This is a genomic window from Burkholderia sp. MSMB1072, from assembly GCF_001524725.1.
Taxonomy (GTDB): Bacteria; Pseudomonadota; Gammaproteobacteria; order Burkholderiales; family Burkholderiaceae; genus Burkholderia.
Genome location: NZ_LOYC01000058.1, coordinates 21752 through 40036, shown reverse-complemented (window position 1 = coordinate 40036; position 18285 = coordinate 21752). Strand labels below are relative to the sequence as shown.

Genomic DNA, 18285 nt, shown 5'->3' with positions numbered 1-18285 from the left:
CGCCGATTGGCTGCCCCGCAAAACGCTTGATTATAGGGCAAACCGGCTGGTGGAGCCGGCGCCGGCGGCGCGCGGCCTGAAGCGTGCGCGCGCCGGCTGGCGCGGCAGGCTTCGGTCGGACAGGGTCAATGTCGCCCGGTGCCGTCGATGAGCGTGTCGACGCCGTAGGCGCGCGCGAGGCTGGCGAGCTTCGGAGGGAGATTGAGGATGTCGAGGGTCGCGCCGCGCGCTTTGGCGGCACGTTGCCATGCGAGCAGCACGGCGAGCGCGGACGAGTCGAACTGCGTCAGCGCCGCGCAATCGACGGCGGTCGCGCCGGCGCCGATGCGCGCAAGACCGTCCGCGAGCGCGGACTTCGCGCTCGCGACGGTCAGCGAGGAAGCGGCTGCGAAGCCGCTCACGACGCTTGCTTGCCCGCGGCAAGTTCCTGGTTGCGCTGCGACAGGAACTTGATCAGGCCGTCCACGCCGCTTTGCTGGATCTTCTCGTTGAACTGTTGCTGGTACGTCTGGATCAGCCACGCGCCGAGCACGTTCAGGTCATACACCTTCCAGCCGTTCGCCGTCTTGTACAGGCGGTAATCGATCTGGACCGGCTGGCCGTTGTTCATCGCGATCGTCTTGACCACGACGTCGGTATCGGCCGGATCGGCGCGGAACGGCGGGTACTGGATCTGCTGGTCCGGCTTCAGTTGGGCGAGCGCGCCCGAATACGTGCGGATCAGCAGCAGCTTGAACTGCTCCTGAACCTGCTGCTGCTGCTCGACCGTCGCCGTGCGCCAGTTGCGGCCCATGGCCAGCTGCGTGGTGCGGCGGAAATCGGTGTACGGCAGGATGTCCTTGTTGACGATCGTGATGATGCGGTTGGTGTCGCCCTGCTTGATCGTCTGCTGCTTGACTTCGTCGAGCACCTGCTGCGTCGCCGTCTTGATCAGCGCCTGCGGGTTCGACTGGTCGACTTGCGCGTGAGCTGCGCTGCCGAACGAAAACAGCGCCGCGAAAACGGGGATCAGGAACAGTTTTTTCATCATAGTGGCCTGCATGAATGAGTCGATGCGAAGGTTGGAGCAGGTAGCTTACGCGCAAGTTCGCATACGCTACCGACTGAATCGTTTCCGGCTGTAACGAATGTAAATCCGTCAGTGCAGCCGGATGCTCGGGAACCGGAACCCGCCCGGCGACGGCGGCGCCACCTGCATGGCCGGCACGTTCGTTTCGCTCGCCGGGTTGGGCGCTTCGGCCGCGCCCGACGCAGGCGCAGCAACCGCCGCGCCCGATGCGCCCGCCGGCGCGGCGCCCCCCACCGCGGCCGCGCCCGCCGTACCGGCCGCGCCGGCTGCCGCCGGTGCCGCCCCGTCTTCCGGCAGGTCGTACTTCGGCAGCGCGTCGTTGCTCGACGTCGTGGCGGCCTCGCCGCGCGCGTTGTTGATCAGCATCTGGCGACGCTGCAGGTACGCATTGCGTACGAACGAATACTTGTCGAGCGCCGCGGCATCGAGCACGTCGCCCGCGCCCAGCAGGTTCGCACGCGTGTTGACCAGATTCACGCCGAAGAGGCCCCAGCTCAGGCCGTCCGGCTTCACGTAGGTGAGCGGATTACCGACGTAGTCGACGCCCAGACCGGCCGTGTCGCGCAGCGTGCTCGGGCCGAGCAGCGGCAGCACGAGGTACGGACCCGACGGCATGCCGTAGCGGCCCATCGTGATCCCGAAGTCGGCCGTGTGCTTCGGCAGCTTCGCGATCGTCGCGACGTCGAACAGGCCGCCGACGCCGAACACCGTGTTGATCACGACGCGCATGATGTCGCCGACGCCGTCCGCGATCCGCAGCTGCACGATGTTGTTCGCCGCGATGTAGACGTCGCCGATGTTCGAGAAGAAGTTCGTCACGCTGTCGCGCACCGGCTGCGGCACCACGTACTGGTAGCCCTTCGCGACCGGCTTCAGCGCGTACGTATCGACCGTGTCGTTGAACTTGTACATCGTCCGGTTGAAGCCTTCGAGCGGATCGCCCTTGGTCGGCGTCTGCACGGTCGCGCAGCCGCTCAACGCGGCGACTGCCGCTACCGCCAGCGCGGCGTGCCTGATGCGGATCGTGTGCATGTCATTACCCTCTTGTTTTCTCTCGTGTGGTTATTGGCCGGCCGAACCGGACACCGCCGACGCCGGTATCGCCACCGGCGCCGGAGCGGCGGGAGCGGCGGGAGCGGCGGGAGCGGCGGGAGCGGCGGGAGCAGCCGATGCGCCGGTTGCCGGCTTCGCACCGCCCGCATCGGCGGCCTTGCTGTACAGGAACTGGCCGATCAGGTTCTCGAGCACGATCGCCGACTGCGTCATCGCGATCGTATCGCCCGATTTCAGCATTTCGGTGTCGCCGCCCGGATCGAGGCCGATATATTGCTCGCCGAGCAGGCCCGACGTCAGGATCTTCGCCGACGAATCCTTCGGGAACGGGTATTGGCCGTCGATGTCGATCGTGACGAGCGCCTGGTAGGTGTTCGTGTCGAAGCCGATCGACTTCACGCGGCCGACCACGACGCCGGCGCTCTTCACGGCCGCGCGCGGCTTCAGCCCGCCGATATTGTCGAATTTCATCCTCACCGAGTAGGTCGGCTGAAACGACAGCGAGCTCATGTTGCCGACCTTCAGCGCCAGGAACAGCACCGCAAGGAAGCCCACCACCACGAACAGGCCGACCCAGAAGTCGAGAGCAGTCTTTTTCATCGTCATCCCAAAATTTGGCTTGGCTGAGGCTTAGCTGAACATCAGCGCGGTCAGCAGGAAATCGAGGCCGAGTACGGCGAGCGACGCGAACACGACCGTCTTGGTGGTCGCGCGCGACACGCCTTCGGGCGTGGGCTTCGCTTCATACCCCTGAAACAGTGCAATGAAGGTCACGGCGAAGCCGAACACGATGCTCTTCAGCACGCCGTTGCCGACGTCGGCCCAGACCTGGACGCCGCCCTGCATCTGCGACCAGAACGCGCCCGGATCGACGCCGATCAGCACGACGCCGACGAAGTACCCGCCGAGCACGCCGACCGCGTTGAAGATCGCGGCCAGCAGCGGCATCGCGATGATGCCCGCCCACATGCGCGGCGCGATCACGTTCTTGATCGGGTCGACGGCCATCATCTCGAGCGCGGTGAGCTGCTCGCCGGCCTTCATCAGGCCGATCTCGGCCGTGAGCGACGTGCCCGCGCGGCCCGCGAACAGCAGCGCGGTGACGACGGGCCCGAGCTCGCGCACGAGCGACAGCGCGACCAGCAGGCCGAGCGCCTGCTCGGAACCATAGCGGTTCAGCGTGTAGTACCCCTGCAGGCCGAGCACGAAGCCGACGAACAGCCCCGACACGGCGATGATCACGAACGAATAGTTGCCGAGGAAGTGGATCTGCTTCGTGACCAGCCGCGGCCGACGCAGCAGCGGGAAGAATTCCAGCACGAGGCGCACGAACAGGCGCGTGCCGTAGCCCGCCCGCTCGAGGCCGCCGATGACGTAACGTCCGATCGCGCTGATCATGCGCGCCCTCCGCCGAGCCCGAAATCCGCCGCCAGCGGCGGGCTCGTGTAGTGAAATTTGAACGGGCCGTCCGGCGCGCCGTCGATGAATTGCCGCACGCTCGGATCGGTCGACGCGCGCAGCTCGTCGGGCGTGCCCTGCGCGAGCACGCCGCCGTTAGCCAGAAAATACACGTAGTCGGCGATCGCGAACGATTCCGGCACGTCGTGCGTGACGAGGATCGACGTCGCGCCGAGCGCCTGGTTCAGCGTGCGGATCAGGTTGGCGGTGATGCCGAGCGAGATCGGATCCAGGCCCGCGAACGGCTCGTCGTACATGATGAGCTGCGGATCGAGCGCGATCGCGCGCGCCAGCGCGATGCGGCGCGCCATCCCGCCCGACACCTCGGACGGCATCAGGTCGCGCGCGCCGCGCAGCCCGACCGCGTTCAGCTTCATCAGCACCAGATCGCGGATCAGGTCTTCGGGCAGGTCGGTATGCTCGCGCAGCGCGAACGCGACGTTCTCGAACACCGACATGTCGGTGAACAGCGCGCCGAACTGGAACAGCATGCCCATCTTGCGGCGCAGCGCATACAGGCCGTCGCGCGTTTGCGCGCCGACGTCGGCGCCGTCGAACAGCACCTGGCCGCGGCGCGCGCGCACGAGGCCGCCGATCAGGCGCAGCACGGTGGTCTTGCCGCAACCCGAGCCGCCCATGACCGCGACGACCTGCCCACGCCCGAAGCGCAGGTTCAGGTTGGACAGGACGAGGCGATCGCCGTAGCCGAAGTCGACGTCGCGAAGTTCCAGCAGGGTCTCGGTAGGAGTGGGGCTCACGGAGCTGACAGTCCTTTTACGCAGAACGCCGAATTATAGGGCCTGCATTGGAATGATGTCGTGACGCCGTTCCGGACCCCGCGGTCAATGATTGTCAAATTGTCCGGCAAAGCACTGCTGCAGTGCAATAAGCGCCGTCCGATAGTCGGCCGCGCCCGTGATCGCGCTGACCACCGCGACGCTGCCGACGCCCGTCGCCAGCACGGCCGGCAGCGCGTCGATCCCCACCCCGCCGATCGCGACGAGCGGCGCCCGCGCGCCGGCCAGGCGCGCATAGCGGGCGATCCGCGCGAGGCCCTGCGGCGGCGCGGCGACCGCCTTGGTGGCGGTCGCGTACACGGGGCCGAGCGCGAGGTAGCTCGGCCGCTCGTGCAGTGCCCGCAATATCTCGTAATAGCCGTGGCTCGACAGTCCGAGCCGCAGGCCCGCGCGCGCGATCGTCGCCAGATCGGCCGTTTCGAGGTCCTCCTGGCCGAGATGTACGCCGTACGCCCCCTCTTCCACGGCGATCCGCCAGTGATCGTTGATGAACACGCGCGCATCGGGATAACGGCGCCCTGCCGCGACCGCGCGCGCGATTTCGCGGCGCAGCGCGTCCGGCGTCGCGTCTTTCACGCGCAATTGCACGGTTCGCGCGCCGCCGTCGAGCACGCGCTCGACCCATTCGGCGCTCGGCACGACCGGATAGAGGCCGAGCTGCGCGGGGCACGGGGCGAACGCGGGCTCCGGCGCGGGCGGCAACCCGGCGACGCGCGGGAATTGCGCGGCATCGACCGGCCACGCGTCGGCGGCGCGCGTCTCGTCGCCGTCGCGCCACGCCAGCGCGAGCACCAGCGCGTCGACCGGCGCGAAGCCGCAATCGAGGAACCCAGCGAGCGCCGCGATCCAGTCGTCCGCGAGCGGATGCGCGGCGTCGAGCGCGTAGCGCACGCCGGCCGCATGCAGCACGGCGCCCTGCTCGTCGAATTCGATCGCCACCGCCGCCGGCGACGCCGGCCGCGACACGGCCGACGCACGCGCCTGCGCGGCACGATCGCCGGCCGACACGATCAGCACGTCGCCGTCGGCCGGCACGTCGGGCGCCGCCATGCAGAGCCGCCACGGCGCCGCGCCGTCCGGCCAGTCGCCGAGCCGCGCGCGAATCCGCTCGGCCGCTTCGGCCAGTTCGTCGGCCGGCGGCCAGAACGCATCGGCGAAGCGCGCGCTCATGCGCCGCCCCCGTCCTGGTGCCAGAACGGCATCCCGACGACCGGCGTGCTCGCGTGCGCGGTTTCTCGCGCGTCCATCGGGCCGGCGAGATACGCGGCGCGGCCGGCCTCGACGCCCTGCGCAAACGCGCGCGCCATGATCTCCGGGTGCGTGGCCTGCGAGACGGCCGTATTCAGCAACACGCCGTCGAAGCCCCACTCCATCACCTGGCACGCGTGCGACGGCACGCCGAGCCCCGCGTCGACGATCAGCGGCACGTCCGGCAGCCGCTCGCGCAGCACGCGCAGGCCGTACGGATTCACGACGCCCTTGCCGGTGCCGATCGGCGCGCCCCACGGCATCAGCGCCTCGCAGCCGACGTCGAGCAGGCGCCGGCCGATCACGAGATCCTCGGTGCAGTACGGCAGCACCTTGAAGCCGTCCTTGATCAGTTGCGCGGCGGCTTCGATCAGCCCGACCGGGTCGGGTTGCAGCGTGTAGTCGTCGCCGATCAGTTCGAGCTTGATCCAGTCGGTGTCGAATACCTCGCGCGCCATGTGCGCGGTCGTCACGGCTTCGGCGACGGTCTGGCAGCCGGCCGTGTTCGGCAGCAGCGGCACCGCGTGGCGCTTGAGCAGATCGAAGAAGCCGGCTTCGGCCGTGCCGCCCGTCATCTGGCGGCGCAGCGCGACCGTCACCATCCCGGGGCGCGACGCGGCGATCGAATCGGACAGCGACTGCAGCGACGGATAGCGCGACGTGCCGAGCAGCACGCGGCTTGCGAAAGTGGCGCCGTATAGCGTGAGCGCGTCGGCGGAGGTGTGGGACGTCATGTCGTTTTCCTGGAAGAGCGGGGCGAAACGGCGGCGCTCAGCCGCCTGCGACGGGGTGCACGACGTCGAGCCTGTCGCCCGCCGCGAGCGCACGCGCCGCATGCTGCGTGCGCGCGACGAAGTTGCCGTTCAGCGCCACCGCGTACGGCGGACGCGCGCCGTACGCGGCAAGCGCGTCGGCCACCGTCGCGCCGTCGGGCAACGTCAGGGTCTGTTGATTGATCTGGATATCCATGAGGCTGGGTCGGATTCGGTCGGCGGCGCGCGTCAGGCCGGCTGGCGCGCGTCGTTGCGGTGATGAAGCAGCGTCGGCCAGCGTGCGGCGTCGCGCCATGCGGCGAACGCGTCGGCATCGCCGAGCGAGCCGTCGAGCGCGGCCTGCGCGAACGCGACGGCCGCCTGCGCGACTTCCGGCGCGATCATGAACCCGTGCCGGTACAGGCCGTTGACGGCGAGCGTCGATGCGCCGTCCCAGATCACCGCCGGGCGATGATCGGGCAGCGTCGGCCGGCACTGCGCGTTGAGTTCGAGAATGCGCGCCTCGCCGAACGCCGGATGCACGGAAAACGCCGCGCTCAGCAGTTCGAGCGCGGAGCGCACGCTGACGGGCGACATGTCCTCGCCCTCCACCTCGGTCGCGCCGATCACATAGAGATCGTCCTGCTTCGGCGCGATGTACAGCGGGTAACGCGGATGCAGCAACCGCACGGGCCGGGTGAGCCCGATGCCCGGCGCATGCACGCGCGCGACTTCGCCGCGGATGCCGCGCAGCGCGGGCAGCGCGGATTTCGCGCCGAGCCCGCGGCAATCGATCGTGAAATGCGCGGCAGGCCGGTTCGCGTCGTCGACCGACGCGTGCCAGTGCAGCGCGACGCCGCGTTCGGCGAGGCCCGCCGCGAGCGCGCGCAGCGCCTGGCGGTTGTCGAGCTGCCCTTCGCGCGGCAGCATCAGCCCGCGCGCGAAGCGGCCCGCGAGCGCGGGTTCGGCCGCGTCGACCTGCGCGCCGGCGAGCGTCACGAAGCCGCCGTCGAACAGCTCCGCCGGCGCGTTCGCGCGCAGGCGCCGCTCGAACAGCGGCGCCTCCGCGCGGTCCGCGTGATGCCAGACGACGAGCGTGCCGCGATGCTGGAAAAAGACGGGTTCGGGCAGTTCGGCGAGCCACTGCGGCCAGCGCGCGAGCGATGCGGCGCCGAGCTCGGTGATCAGCCGTTCCGCGCTCGCCGCTTCCGCGAGCGGCGCGAGCATCGCGGCCGCGACCCACGCGGCCGACTGCTCGCCGTCCGGGCCGCCGCGCTCGTAGAGTGCGACGCGATGCCCGTCGCCCGCGAGCCGCCACGCGATCAGACGGCCGACGAGCCCGCCGCCGAGCACCGCGAAATCGGGCCGTGTATCGCGGACGTTCATCGCGCACCCTCCGCGCGGCCACGCGCGACGAACGTCGACGCGCACGCGCCGCCGCATGCGAACGCACGCGACACCGGGCCGGGAATCATGCAAAAGACTGAGGATTGTGCGGTCATCATTCCTTCCGTAACGCGCAATGCGCGTACCCAAAAGGACGAAACCGGCAGCAAAGGCCGGCCGGGCGGGACTCGGGCGCTGACCATGTGGGATGGCGGCCAGCGCGGCCCGGCGGGATCAGAAACTTCCCTCGCCGGTATTACCCGGATCGGGTGCGAAGGGTCTTTCTCAGCCTCGCCGCGCTGCCCGGAACATCTGCCGGCCACGCCACGAAGCACCCCTGTTTCGTCGTCGGCCATTAGACCATAAAAGCGGAAAGCGCCGCAAACTGCCCCCCTTGCGGCAAATTCGCCGGCGCGCCGCGCCGCTCTGGCACAATGCCCGCAGGCCGGCCGCGCGAGCGGCCGGTTGCCGCGTCACCGCCGGTTTTTAAGTGCCGTTTAAGACGCACGGGCGACCATCCGGACGCCCGCCGTCAGTCGGCGCCGCGCCCCGGCATGCCGTATCGCGGCGCGCGCCCGGTTTCGCCCGGCCCGCGCGCCGGCTCATCATCAGGAAGCACATGACCCAATCGATCGACCCCGTCCGCTCCGTCTCCGACGCGCCGCAGGACGAGCGCCCGGTATCCGCATGGAGCCTCATCAAGCCCTACTGGGTATCGTCCGAATGGAAAATCGCGTGGGGGTTGCTGGTCACGATCATCGCGATCAACCTCTGCGTGGTCTGGATCAACGTCCGGCTGAACAAGTGGAACGCGCAGTTCTACAACGCGCTGCAGTCGAAGGACGTCCACGACTTCCCGAACCTGCTGATGCAGTTCTCCGCGCTCGCCTTCGCGTTCATCATCCTCGCCGTGTACGGCCGCTACCTGCGGCAGATGCTCGGCTTCCGCTGGCGCCAGTGGCTCACCGAGCGCTTTCTCGGCCAGTGGCTCGGCGATCGCGCGTTCTACCGGATCGAGCGCGACCGCCTCGCGGACAACCCCGATCAGCGGATCACCGACGACCTCCAGTCGTTCGCGACCACGACGCTCGCGCTGTCGCTCGACCTGCTGTCGACGGTCGTCACGCTCGTGTCGTTCATCACGATCCTGTGGTCGCTCGCCGGCGCGCTGACGTTTACGCTCGGCGCGACGCCGATCGCGATTCCCGGCTACATGGTGTGGGCGGCCGCGCTGTACGCGGTGGTCGGCTCGCTGATCATCCAGAAGGTCGGCCATCCGCTCGTGTCGATCAACTACCAGCAGCAGCGCGTCGAGGCCGATTTCCGCTTCGGGCTGATCCGCGTGCGCGAGAACGCCGAGCAGATCGCGTTCTACGACGGCGAAAAGACCGAGACCGGCAACGCGCAGACCCTCTTCATGCGCATCCGCGACAACTGGTGGCGCGTGATGAAGTACACGAAGCGGCTCACGTTCGTGCTGAGCTTCTATGGGCAGATCGCGATCATCTTCCCGCTCGTCGTCGCCGCACCGCGCTACTTCGCAGGCGCGTTCTCGTTCGGCGTGCTGATGCAGATCTCGTCCGCGTTCGGCACCGTCAGCGATTCGTTCTCGTGGTTCGTCAACAGCTACTCGACCCTCGTCGAATGGCGCGCCACCGTCAACCGTCTGCGCGAATTCAAGCGCGTGATGGGCACGTCGCATCTGAAGGAAAGCCTGTCGCCCGCGACCGAGCACGGCGGCATCAACCTGCACTACATCGACGCTGCGAAGCTGTCCACGTCGTCGCTCAAGCTCGCGCTGCCGAACGGCAACGCGCTCGCGAACATCGGCGACGTCACGATCGAGCCCGGCTCGCGCTGGCTCGTGGTCGGCAAGTCGGGATCCGGCAAGAGCACGTTCATGCGTGCGCTCGCGGGCCTGTGGCCGTTCGGCGACGGCGCGATCGATGCGCCGGTCGGCGCGCGGATGATGTTCGTGCCGCAGACGAGCTATTTGCCGATCGGCACGCTGAAGGCCGCGCTCACCTATCCGGCGACGCCCGACACGTTCAGCGACGAAGCGTGCCGCGACGCGCTGCGCGCATGCCGCCTCGAGGATTACGTCGAGCGCCTCGACGAAACCGCGCACTGGACCCGCGTGCTGTCGCCCGGCGAGCAACAGCGCCTGGCCGGCGCCCGCGTGCTGCTGCACAAGCCCGACTTCCTGTTCCTCGACGAAGCGACCAGCGCGCTCGACGCCGACAACGAAGCCCGCCTCTATCACCTGTTCGCCGAACGGCTGCCGAAGGCGGCGATCGTCAGCATCGCGCATCGTGAGTCGCTGGCCGCGTTCCACGCAGGCACGATCAACGTCGAGCGCGTGAACAGCGACGACAAGGTCGCCGCGTGAACGCACGCGCCGCGCACGTCGCGCGGATCGCGCTGATCACCGGCGCAGGTTCGGGGATCGGCGCGGCGCTCGCGCGGCGACTCGCGGCGCCCGGCGTCGCGCTGGCGCTGCATGCGCGCGGCGCGGACCCGGCAGCCCGCGCACGCGTCGCCGACGTCGCCGACCGATGTACGGCAGCGGGCGCGCAATGCGTGACGCTCACCGGCGATCTCGCCGAAGCGGGCGTCGCCGCCGCGCTCGTCGACGCCACCGCTGCCCGCTTCGGCGGGCTCGACCAGCTCGTCGCGAACGCCGGCTTCGCCGCGCGGCAATCCTTTTCCGACCTCTGCACGGACGCGCTCGCATCCGCCTTCGCCGCCATGCCCGGCGCGTTCTCCGCGCTCGCGGCCCGCGCGCGGCCGCTGCTCGAAGCGTCGACGGCGCCGCGCATCGTCGCGGTCAGCTCGTTCGTCGCGCACCGCTATCGGGCGGACGCCCCGTTCGCGGCGACCGCCGCCGCGAAAGCCGCGCTCGAATCGCTGGTGCGCTCGGCGGCAGCCGAGTTCGCCGCGTGCGGCATCACCGTCAATGCGGTCGCGCCCGGCTTCACGCGCAAGGACCACGGCCCGAGCGCGGACAATGCGGCCGCTTGGGTCCGTGCCGAACAGGCGACGCCGCTCGGCCGAATCGCCGAACCCGACGACGTCGCCGCGCTGATTGCGTTCCTGCTGTCGGACGCGGCACGGCAGATCACCGGCCAGGTCATCCACGTGGACGGCGGCCTGACGCTCTGACGCGAGCGCGTGCCAGCCGTGCCGGCGCGCAGGTCGCCGCCGGCGTCCACATGGCGCTCACGCACGATCGAGCGTCGCTCCTGACCCGACCGTCCACCCGCCGCGCTGCCGCGCCTGCCCCCGCACGCACCTTTTTGGCGCCCTTCATCCCGCCCGTAAAATAGCCGCCGTACGGCAGCGCGATACGAGAGACGACACAAGAGGGGGCGGCAGGCATGCAGGCATTCCAGTGGTTCAACGAATTGTCGACGCGCGAGCGACGAACGCTGTACGCCGGATTCGGCGGCTATGCAGTCGATGCGTTCGACTTCATGATCTATTCGTTCCTCATTCCGACGCTGATCGCCACCTGGGGCATGACGAAGAGCGAGGCCGGGATGATCGCGACGAGTTCGCTGATCTCGTCGGCGATCGGCGGCTGGGTCGCCGGCATCCTCGCAGACCGCTTCGGCCGCGTGCGCGTGCTGCAGTGGACGATCGCGACGTTCGCGCTGTTCACGTGCCTGTCCGGTTTCACGCATTCGTTCTGGCAGCTCCTTGCGACGCGCACGCTGCAGGGCTTCGGCTTCGGCGGCGAATGGTCGGTCGTGACGATCATGATGGCCGAGACGATCCGCTCGCCCGAGCATCGCGCGAAGGCAGTCGGCACCGTGCAGAGCAGCTGGTCGTTCGGCTGGGGCGCGGCCGCGATCCTGTACTGGGCGTTCTTCGCGCTGCTGCCCGAGCAGCTCGCGTGGCGCGCGTGCTTCTGGATCGGTCTCGCGCCCGCGCTGTGGATCCTGTACATCCGCCGCAACGTCAGCGATCCCGACATCTACACGGCCACGCGCCGCGCCCGCGACGAAGGCCGCGTGTCGGGCCACTTCCTCGAGATCTTCTCGCCGCCGCACCTGCGCGCGACGCTGTTCGGCAGCGCGCTGTGCACCGGCATGCTCGGCGGCTACTACGCGATCACGACGTGGCTGCCCACCTACCTGAAAACCGTGCGCCACCTGTCGGTGTTCAACACGAGCGGCTATCTCGTCGTGCTGATCGTCGGCTCGTTCGTCGGCTACGTGGTCGGCGCGATCCTGTCCGACCGGCTCGGCCGACGCGCGTCGTTCATCCTGTTCGCGGTCGGCTCGTTCTCGCTCGGCATGGCCTACACGATGCTGCCGATCACCGATACCGCGATGCTGCTGCTCGGCTTCCCGCTCGGCATCGTCGTGCAGGGCATCTTCGCGGGCGTCGGCGCGTATCTGTCGGAGCTGTATCCGGGCGCGATCCGCGGCTCGGGCCAGGGCTTCTGCTACAACCTCGGCCGCGGGCTCGGCTCGTTCTTCCCGATCCTGGTCGGATCGCTGTCGCAGTCGATGTCGCTCGTGAAGGCGATCGGGCTCGTCGCGGGCGGCGGCTACCTGCTCGTGATCGTCGCCGCGCTCGTGCTGCCGGAAACGCGCGGCAAGTCGCTCGCCGACGATCCGGCCGTCGCATCGTAAGCACCTTGCCCGTTCGGGAACCCGCATGCACGTGATCGTTCTCGGCGCCGGTGTGATCGGCGTCACCACTGCCTGGCACCTGCGCGAAGCAGGCTGCGACGTCACCGTGATCGAACGCGAGGCCGATGTCGCGCAAGCGACGAGCCTCGGCAACGCGGGCGTGATCGCACCCGGCTACGTGACGCCGTGGGCCGCGCCTGGGATGCCCGGCAAGATCCTCAAATACCTGTTCAAGCCTGCGTCGCCGCTGATCTTCCGGCCGACGCTCGATGCCGCGCAGTGGCGCTGGATCGCGCGCTGGCTACGCGAATGCGAGTTCGAGCGGTTCCGCGTGAACAAGCAGCGGATGCAGCGCATCGCGTATTACAGCCGCGCGTGCCTGCATGTGTTTCGCGACCGTCATCCGTTCGACTATGGTGCGAGCCGCGGCTACCTGCAGTTGCTGCGCGGCGCATTCGACGTCGAGATGGTGCAACCGGCGCTGAAGGTGCTGCGCGACGCCGGCATCGCGTTTCGCGAACTCGACGCCGCCGGCTGCACCGCGATCGAGCCCGGCTTGCGCTGGGCGCGACAGGCCCCCGTCGGCGGCATCTACCTGCCCGACGACGAAGCCGGCGATTGCGCGCGCTTCACGCGCGAACTGCGGGCGCTGTGCGAAGCGAACGGCGTGACGTTCCGATTCCGCACCGCGATTCATGCGCTCGACGTCGCGGGCGGCAAGGTGCGCGGCGTGCGGGTAGGCGCGGCCGGAACGGATGGCCGCGCGCCGTGCGATGAAGGCGCGGGCACCGACACTGCGGGCACCGGCTTGCGTGACGGGGGGCAGCCCAGCCGCCCGGCGCCGGACCGCGCCGCGTCGACCGGAACCCTGCCGCGCGACGGGCTGCTTGCAGCCGACGCGATCGTGGTCGCGCTCGGCGTCGACAGTGCCGCCCTGCTGCGGCCGCATGGCATCGACGTGCCGCTGTATCCGGTGAAAGGCTACTCGGCGACGCTCACGGTCGTCGACGACGAAAGGGCGCCGCGCGCCGCGCTGATGGACGAATCGCTGAAGACGGCGATCACGCGCTTCGGCCCGACGCTGCGCGTCGCGGGCACCGCGGAACTCGGCAACCGGCACGCGGCGCTGCGGCAGCAGGCGCTCGATACGCTGATGAAGGTGCTCGACGACTGGTTCCCGCACGCGGCCAAGCGCGCGTCCGCCCGCTTCGGGGTCGGCCGCCGCCCGATGACGCCCGACGGGCCGCCGTTGCTGGGGGCGAGCCGCATCGACGGACTGTGGCTGAACGTCGGTCACGGGTCGACCGGCTGGGCGATGTCGATGGGATCGGGGAAGGTGCTCGCGGATCTCGTCACGGGGCAGGAGCCGGAGATCGATTTGTCGGGGCTGACGCTCGCGCGCTACGAGCGCTAGGCAGGACGCCGGGCGACGTGCGCGGCACGATGCAGAGCGGCACGTCGGCATCCGAAACGATCGGGAGGGCGACCGGTCTCAGCGATTCGCCGGACGCGCCGGGGCGGCTCAACCCGTCGCCGCGTCGTCCGCCCGGGCAATCGGCGCCGACACGATCGGCCGGTGCGACACGCCTTCGTGCGACAACCGGCTTTCGAACAGCGTGAGCGCGTCGAACCGCAGCGCGACGGCACGCCCCACCGCACCGCCGTGCGCCGGCTGGCCGACCGCGTCGTGCGGCAGCCGCGCGAGCGTCACGTGCGGCCGGAACGGCCGCCGATCGGCCGGCACCCCGAGTTCGCGCAGCAGCGCCGCGAGCCCCGCATTCAGCGCGACGCAAGCGGCGTCGGCCGCAAGTTCCGCAACGATCAGCCTCGCGCGCGGCAGGCTGGGCCACCACGCGATCCGCTCGACCGGCAACGACGGCAACGCATGCGCGGCCGCGAGCGCGGGCAGGTGCGCGGCCAGCGCGTCGCACCGTTCCCGCTCGATCGCGCCGACGAACGCGAGCGTCATGTGCAGTTGCGCGGGCAGCGTGCGCCGCGCGCCACGGGTGACCGGCAACGCGTGCAGCGCGTCGCGCGACGCCGTATCGGGCATCAGCGCGACGAACGCACGGAGCCGGTCTCCATTCATGACTCGCTCACGGCCGCCCGCGGTGGGTTCGATGCATCGGCCGACGCCGGACGCTGCGGCAGCGGGCCGTGTTCGCCCCACACATCGCCCGGCAGCACGCGCGCGAGTTCGGGGATCGTGTTGCGCGTGAACACCGGATCGGTAACACCCGCCGCGCGCTGGCGGCGATAGTCGGCCCACGCGGCGTGCGCGTACTTGCCGAGCGCGAGGATGGCGATCAGGTTGATGATCGCCATCAGCCCCATGCTCGTATCGGCCATCGCCCACACGAGCGGCAGTTGCCCGACGCTGCCGAACATCACCATGCCGAGCACCGCGACGCGGAACAGCGGCAGCACGCCGCGCCGCTTCGTGATGAATTCGACGTTGCCTTCCGCATACGCGTAGTTGCCGATCACCGACGAATACGCGAAGAAGAAGATCGCGAACGCCATGTAGATGCCGCCCCAGTCGCCGACGTGGCTCGCGATCGAGCGCTGCGTGAGCGCCGCGCCTTCCATGCCGGTACCGAGCTCGTACTGGCCCGACAGCAGGATCACGAAGGCCGTCGCACTGCAGATTACGATCGTGTCGACGAACACGCCGAGCATCTGGATCAACCCCTGCACCACCGGATGGCGCGTGCTGGCGGTCGCCGCCGCATTCGGCGCGCTGCCCATGCCGGCCTCGTTCGAGAACAGCCCGCGCTTCACGCCCATCGCGACCGCCTGGCTGACGGCATAGCCCGTCAGCCCGCCCGCCGCCTGCTCGAGGCCGAACGCGCTTTTCACGATCAGCGCGATCACGCCCGGCACCAGCGCGATGTGCGTCGCGACCGCATAGACCGCGAGCGCGAGATAACCGATCGCCATCACGGGCACGATCACCTGCGCGACCGCCGCGATCCGGCGGATGCCGCCGAAGATGATCGGCGCGGTCAGCAGCACGAGCCCGAGACCGACGCTCGCGCGGCTCCAGCCGAACGACGTGTCGAACGCGTCGGCGATCGCATTGGCCTGCACCGCGTTGAACACGAAGCCGAACGCGAGGATCAGCGACAGCGAGAACAGCACGCCGAAGCCGCGCGAGCGCAGGCCCGTCTGGATGTAGTACGCGGGGCCGCCGCGATAGCTGCCGTCCGCGTGCGACACCTTGAAGATCTGCGCGAGCGTGGCCTCGACGAACGCGGACGACATCCCGACGAGCGCCGTCATCCACATCCAGAAGATCGCGCCCGGCCCGCCGACCGTCAGCGCGACCGCGACGCCGGCGATGTTGCCGGTGCCGACGCGGCTCGCGAGCCCGGTCGCGAACGCCTGGAACGACGAAATGCTGCCCGGTTCGCCCTTGCTGCCGACCAGCTTGATGCTGAGGAACAGCGCCTTCAGCTGGATCATCCGGAATCGCAGCGTGAACCACATGCCCACGCCGAGCAGCAGTGCGATCAGCACGTAATTCCACAACACGCCGTTGACGGCGTCGACCAGCCCTTGCACGAATGCTTCCATCCAGAGTCCTTGTAAATAGCGTCAGTCATGTGCGGCGGCCGCAAACGCGGCCCGAGGGGCGACATGATATGACAGTTTTCAAGGATTATTACAAAACGAAAGAAATTGAGATGATGAAAAATCAAGGTCGGATGTCGTCAGGTTAGACGACGCTTCGTGAAAATGCGGCGGTAGCGAGGCGATGACCCTTCCGGTCCAGGCTGTTGGCTGGCGCGTGCGCCTGACGTGAAAATCCGGACGTCGCAATGTCTTGCGAGCACGCGGGCCCGACACGCGATTTGGGACAGGTGCGCTGGCAGGCCTCCGCCGGCGCCGGGCATTCTGCTGCCGGGGTTACCCCTCCCGTTGTTCATCCCGCATTGAGAGCGCCATGATTTCCAGAATCGTACGCGGATGGTTCCGGCTGGTTCTCCGGGTGGTGACCGTAACGATCTGCATCTACGCGCTCCTATTTTTCGTCGTCGCGACTTCCCGATATGAGCGGACCGAAGGCAGTTGCCCCGACATGGCTGTCGATACGCTCCGAAAAACGGTCGAGATCCGCCTCCTCAAGGAGCATGGGATACGGCCGGACAGCATCCGGTTCGACGGCGCGCCGCAGTATCACGCGTGGAAGCTGGGTGTGTGGGAATGGCCGCTGCGCGTCGACGAAATCCGATACACCGCGATGATCGACTGCAACGAGCAGCTTGCAAGCTACGGACGAACCGTCGACCCGCTGGGCGCCCCGACCGGACAAGCCCACGATCGTCCACCGCTTCGGAAATAAAAAAACCGGGCACCCTCTCGGACGCCCGGCTTTCGTCGAAACCCGCTTGCGCGATTCAGCTCAGCGCGGCAGTTCCGAATGCCCCATCAGGTACGCATCGACCGAGCGCGCGCACTGGCGGCCCTCGCGGATCGCCCACACCACGAGCGACTGGCCGCGCCGCATGTCGCCTGCCGCGAACACCTTGTCGACCGACGTGTAGTACGAACGATCGCCTTCGGTCGCCGCACGCGCGTTGCCGCGCGCATCCTTCGCGACGCCGAATGCGTCGAGCACCGGCGCGGCCGGCTGCGTGAAGCCCATCGCCAGCAGCACGAGATCGGCCTTCATTTCGAACTCGGAACCCGGCACTTCCTGCATCTTGCCGTCCTTCCACTCGACGCGCACCGCGATCAGCTTCTCGACCTTGCCGTTCTTGCCTTCGAGACGCTTCGTCGCGACCGCCCAGTCGCGCTCGCAGCCTTCCTCGTGCGACGACGACGTGCGCAGCTTGATCGGCCAGTACGGCCACACGAGCGGCTTGTTCTCCTCTTCCGGCGGCTGCGGCAGCAGTTCGAACTGCGTGACCTGCTTCGCGCCGTGACGGTTCGACGTGCCGACGCAGTCCGAACCCGTATCGCCGCCGCCGATCACGATCACGTGCTTGCCCTTCGCGAGCAGTTGGTCGACCAGCTTGTCGCCGGCGTTCACGCGGTTCTGCTGCGGCAGGAAGTCCATCGCGAAATGAACGCCCGCGAGCTCGCGGCCCGGCACCGGCAGGTCGCGCGGCGTTTCCGAACCGCCGGCGATCACGACTGCATCGAATTCTTCCTTCAGCGTGTCCGGCGAAATGGTTTCCTTCGCGAGGCTGCCGATCGACTCGGGCAGCGGATCCTTGCCGATGAACACGCTCGTGCGGAACGTCACGCCTTCCGCTTCCATCTGGCGCATGCGCCGGTCGATCAGCCACTTCTCGAGCTTGAAATCGGGGATCCCGTAACGCAGCAGGCCGCCGATGCGGTCGTTCTTCTCGAACACCGTCACGTCGTGGCCGGCCCGCGCGAGCTGCTGCGCGGCGGCGAGGCCCGCGGGGCCCGAACCGACGATCGCGACCTTCTTGCCGGTCTTGTGCTCGGCCGGCAGCGGCTTCACCCAGCCTTCCGCCCAGGCCTTGTCGATGATCGCGTGCTCGATCGACTTGATGCCGACCGGGTCGTCGTTGATCCCGAGCGTGCAGGCCGCCTCGCACGGCGCCGGGCAGATGCGGCCCGTGAACTCGGGGAAGTTGTTGGTCGAATGCAGGACTTCGATCGCCTGCTGCCAGTCCTGGCGGTAAACGAGATCGTTGAAGTCCGGAATGATGTTGTTGACCGGGCAGCCGTTGTTGCAGAACGGGATGCCGCAATCCATGCAGCGCGCGCCCTGGATCTTCGCGTCCGCGTCGGTCAGCGCCGCGACGAATTCCTTGTAGTGCTTCACGCGCGTGAGCGGTGCTTCGTACGCCTCGTGGCGGCGTTCGAACTCCAGAAAACCGGTTGCCTTGCCCATAAGGTGCTCT

Annotated in this window: 18 protein-coding genes and 1 riboswitch; of the genes, 5 read left to right on the top strand and 13 right to left on the bottom strand. The window is 68.7% G+C overall.

Annotated features, from left to right (window positions below; translation table 11 throughout):
* Nucleotides 1–125: 125 nt before the first annotated feature.
* The 10 genes from WS89_RS27535 to WS89_RS27490 all read right to left on the bottom strand — a co-directional run bounded on the left by WS89_RS27535 (nucleotide 126) and on the right by WS89_RS27490 (nucleotide 7763).
* Nucleotides 126–401 (bottom strand): STAS domain-containing protein, encoded by a 276-nt coding sequence (locus WS89_RS27535; protein WP_059499742.1) that lies wholly within the window; start codon nucleotides 399–401, stop codon nucleotides 126–128.
* Complete coding sequence (locus tag WS89_RS27530; protein ID WP_059499780.1) at nucleotides 398–1027, bottom strand: MlaC/ttg2D family ABC transporter substrate-binding protein; 630 nt, start codon at nucleotides 1025–1027, stop codon at nucleotides 398–400. The genes WS89_RS27535 and WS89_RS27530 overlap by 4 nt, the downstream gene beginning before the upstream one ends.
* Nucleotides 1028–1138: 111 nt before the next feature.
* The gene (locus WS89_RS27525) at nucleotides 1139–2101 is read right to left on the bottom strand and encodes an MlaA family lipoprotein (protein ID WP_059499743.1); all 963 of its coding nucleotides are present in this window, start codon (nucleotides 2099–2101) and stop codon (nucleotides 1139–1141) included.
* A gap of 30 nt (nucleotides 2102–2131) precedes the next feature.
* Nucleotides 2132–2728: an outer membrane lipid asymmetry maintenance protein MlaD gene (mlaD, locus tag WS89_RS27520; RefSeq protein ID WP_059795148.1), complete on the bottom strand. Its 597-nt coding sequence runs from the start codon at nucleotides 2726–2728 to the stop codon at nucleotides 2132–2134.
* 24 nt (nucleotides 2729–2752) lie between these two features.
* Nucleotides 2753–3520 carry a lipid asymmetry maintenance ABC transporter permease subunit MlaE gene (mlaE, locus tag WS89_RS27515; protein WP_034209767.1) on the bottom strand — a complete coding sequence of 256 codons (768 nt, stop codon included), beginning with the start codon at nucleotides 3518–3520 and terminating at the stop codon, nucleotides 2753–2755.
* Entirely contained in the window at nucleotides 3517–4338 is an 822-nt protein-coding gene (locus WS89_RS27510; RefSeq protein ID WP_006477138.1) for an ABC transporter ATP-binding protein, read from the bottom strand. Before WS89_RS27510 ends, mlaE begins: the two co-directional genes overlap by 4 nt.
* Before the next feature lie 84 nt (nucleotides 4339–4422).
* Nucleotides 4423–5547, bottom strand: a complete 1125-nt coding sequence (thiE, locus tag WS89_RS33270) for a thiamine phosphate synthase (RefSeq protein WP_082741992.1) — start codon at nucleotides 5545–5547, stop codon at nucleotides 4423–4425.
* Nucleotides 5544–6359: a thiazole synthase gene (locus tag WS89_RS27500; protein WP_059499745.1), complete on the bottom strand. Its 816-nt coding sequence runs from the start codon at nucleotides 6357–6359 to the stop codon at nucleotides 5544–5546. The genes thiE and WS89_RS27500 overlap by 4 nt, the downstream gene beginning before the upstream one ends.
* A gap of 37 nt (nucleotides 6360–6396) precedes the next feature.
* Nucleotides 6397–6594: a sulfur carrier protein ThiS gene (thiS, locus tag WS89_RS27495; RefSeq protein ID WP_006488534.1), complete on the bottom strand. Its 198-nt coding sequence runs from the start codon at nucleotides 6592–6594 to the stop codon at nucleotides 6397–6399.
* 32 nt (nucleotides 6595–6626) lie between these two features.
* Nucleotides 6627–7763, bottom strand: a complete 1137-nt coding sequence (locus tag WS89_RS27490; protein ID WP_059795145.1) for an FAD-dependent oxidoreductase — start codon at nucleotides 7761–7763, stop codon at nucleotides 6627–6629.
* A gap of 225 nt (nucleotides 7764–7988) precedes the next feature.
* Nucleotides 7989–8112, bottom strand: a riboswitch (TPP riboswitch).
* A gap of 270 nt (nucleotides 8113–8382) precedes the next feature.
* On the opposite strand from WS89_RS27490, the gene WS89_RS27485 reads away from it, so the two are divergent.
* From WS89_RS27485 to WS89_RS27470, 4 genes are all read left to right on the top strand, one after another.
* Entirely contained in the window at nucleotides 8383–10152 is a 1770-nt protein-coding gene (locus WS89_RS27485; RefSeq protein ID WP_059795142.1) for an ABC transporter ATP-binding protein/permease, read from the top strand.
* On the top strand, nucleotides 10149–10925 hold the full coding sequence (locus WS89_RS27480; RefSeq protein WP_059795139.1) for an SDR family NAD(P)-dependent oxidoreductase: 777 nt from the start codon (nucleotides 10149–10151) through the stop codon (nucleotides 10923–10925). The genes WS89_RS27485 and WS89_RS27480 overlap by 4 nt, the downstream gene beginning before the upstream one ends.
* Nucleotides 10926–11140: 215 nt before the next feature.
* Nucleotides 11141–12403, top strand: a complete 1263-nt coding sequence (locus tag WS89_RS27475) for an MFS transporter (protein ID WP_059499748.1) — start codon at nucleotides 11141–11143, stop codon at nucleotides 12401–12403.
* Nucleotides 12404–12428: 25 nt separating this feature from the next.
* Nucleotides 12429–13817: a D-amino acid dehydrogenase gene (locus WS89_RS27470; RefSeq protein ID WP_059795136.1), complete on the top strand. Its 1389-nt coding sequence runs from the start codon at nucleotides 12429–12431 to the stop codon at nucleotides 13815–13817.
* A 108-nt stretch (nucleotides 13818–13925) separates the two neighbouring features.
* On the opposite strand, the gene thpR is transcribed toward WS89_RS27470, so the two are convergent.
* Nucleotides 13926–14492: an RNA 2',3'-cyclic phosphodiesterase gene (gene thpR / locus WS89_RS27465; protein WP_059795134.1), complete on the bottom strand. Its 567-nt coding sequence runs from the start codon at nucleotides 14490–14492 to the stop codon at nucleotides 13926–13928.
* A complete protein-coding gene (locus WS89_RS27460; RefSeq protein WP_059795132.1) occupies nucleotides 14489–15979 on the bottom strand; it encodes an alanine/glycine:cation symporter family protein in 1491 nt (496 codons plus the stop codon). The genes thpR and WS89_RS27460 overlap by 4 nt, the downstream gene beginning before the upstream one ends.
* Nucleotides 15980–16349: 370 nt before the next feature.
* On the opposite strand from WS89_RS27460, the gene WS89_RS27455 reads away from it, so the two are divergent.
* On the top strand, nucleotides 16350–16748 hold the full coding sequence (locus WS89_RS27455; RefSeq protein WP_059795130.1) for a hypothetical protein: 399 nt from the start codon (nucleotides 16350–16352) through the stop codon (nucleotides 16746–16748).
* Nucleotides 16749–16808: 60 nt separating this feature from the next.
* Here the strand turns inward: WS89_RS27455 and WS89_RS27450 are convergent, their stop codons facing one another.
* Nucleotides 16809–18275 (bottom strand): glutamate synthase subunit beta, encoded by a 1467-nt coding sequence (locus tag WS89_RS27450; RefSeq protein ID WP_034209758.1) that lies wholly within the window; start codon nucleotides 18273–18275, stop codon nucleotides 16809–16811.
* Nucleotides 18276–18285: the final 10 nt, after the last annotated feature.

Bases quoted from the DNA above. Each gene is read 5' to 3' on its own strand.
- WS89_RS27500 (WP_059499745.1), bottom strand. From the start codon at position 6,359: ATGACGTCCCACACCTCCGCCGACGCGCTCACGCTATACGGCGCCACT.
- WS89_RS27530 (WP_059499780.1), bottom strand. From the start codon at position 1,027: ATGAAAAAACTGTTCCTGATCCCCGTTTTCGCGGCGCTGTTTTCGTTC.
- thiE (WP_082741992.1), bottom strand. From the start codon at position 5,547: ATGAGCGCGCGCTTCGCCGATGCGTTCTGGCCGCCGGCCGACGAACTG.
- WS89_RS27460 (WP_059795132.1), bottom strand. From the start codon at position 15,979: ATGGAAGCATTCGTGCAAGGGCTGGTCGACGCCGTCAACGGCGTGTTG.
- thpR (WP_059795134.1), bottom strand. From the start codon at position 14,492: ATGAATGGAGACCGGCTCCGTGCGTTCGTCGCGCTGATGCCCGATACG.
- WS89_RS27450 (WP_034209758.1), bottom strand. From the start codon at position 18,275: ATGGGCAAGGCAACCGGTTTTCTGGAGTTCGAACGCCGCCACGAGGCG.
- WS89_RS27470 (WP_059795136.1), top strand. From the start codon at position 12,429: ATGCACGTGATCGTTCTCGGCGCCGGTGTGATCGGCGTCACCACTGCC.
- WS89_RS27455 (WP_059795130.1), top strand. From the start codon at position 16,350: ATGATTTCCAGAATCGTACGCGGATGGTTCCGGCTGGTTCTCCGGGTG.
- WS89_RS27475 (WP_059499748.1), top strand. From the start codon at position 11,141: ATGCAGGCATTCCAGTGGTTCAACGAATTGTCGACGCGCGAGCGACGA.
- WS89_RS27490 (WP_059795145.1), bottom strand. From the start codon at position 7,763: ATGAACGTCCGCGATACACGGCCCGATTTCGCGGTGCTCGGCGGCGGG.
- WS89_RS27485 (WP_059795142.1), top strand. From the start codon at position 8,383: ATGACCCAATCGATCGACCCCGTCCGCTCCGTCTCCGACGCGCCGCAG.
- thiS (WP_006488534.1), bottom strand. From the start codon at position 6,594: ATGGATATCCAGATCAATCAACAGACCCTGACGTTGCCCGACGGCGCG.
- mlaD (WP_059795148.1), bottom strand. From the start codon at position 2,728: ATGACGATGAAAAAGACTGCTCTCGACTTCTGGGTCGGCCTGTTCGTG.
- mlaE (WP_034209767.1), bottom strand. From the start codon at position 3,520: ATGATCAGCGCGATCGGACGTTACGTCATCGGCGGCCTCGAGCGGGCG.
- WS89_RS27525 (WP_059499743.1), bottom strand. From the start codon at position 2,101: ATGCACACGATCCGCATCAGGCACGCCGCGCTGGCGGTAGCGGCAGTC.